1 tRNA gene and 1 rRNA gene are annotated in these 508 nt (G+C 44.7%); both read right to left on the bottom strand.

Features of this window, described 5'->3' with window-relative positions:
- Positions 1-211 precede the first annotated feature (211 nt).
- A tRNA-Glu gene (locus tag ACMV5H_RS25680) sits at positions 212-287 on the bottom strand.
- 145 nt (positions 288-432) lie between these two features.
- Positions 433-508: ribosomal RNA gene (locus ACMV5H_RS25675) — 16S ribosomal RNA — on the bottom strand; the annotation flags it as partial.

The raw sequence follows: 508 nt of genomic DNA, 5'->3' as shown, positions 1-508 counted from the left end.
ACACTGTCGTGCTGTTTATTTGAGAGACTCTATGACAGGTTAATCCTTACCCCAATACTTCTACGGAGGGATAAGTTTCAGCTGTCATGTTTCAATTTTCAGCTTGTTCCAGATTGTTAAAGAGCAATATCTTAAACACGACTCTCAAGAGTCATCTTTAAGATAATCAGTCACGAATGACCGGTGATAATGTCTTTCACTCATTATCGGATGGCGTCCCCAAGGGGATTCGAACCCCTGTTACAGCCGTGAAAGGGCAGTGTCCTAGGCCTCTAGACGATGGGGACACAAAATCCGATTAAACCCAGGGTTTAACCGTTTCTCGTATCAGCATGAGTCCAGAAGACTCATTACATCAACAGGTAGCGCTTTGCTCATTACTTTTCATCAGACAATCTGTGTGGACACTGCACGCAACTGCATATCTTTAGGTAAGGAGGTGATCCAACCGCAGGTTCCCCTACGGTTACCTTGTTACGACTTCACCCCAGTCATGAATCACAAAGTG

The sequence above is a fragment of the Serratia sp. N21D137 genome (assembly GCF_047530005.1).
GTDB classification, from domain to species: Bacteria; Pseudomonadota; Gammaproteobacteria; order Enterobacterales; family Enterobacteriaceae; genus Chania; species Chania fonticola_B.
This window is presented reverse-complemented; position numbering and strand designations above follow the sequence as displayed.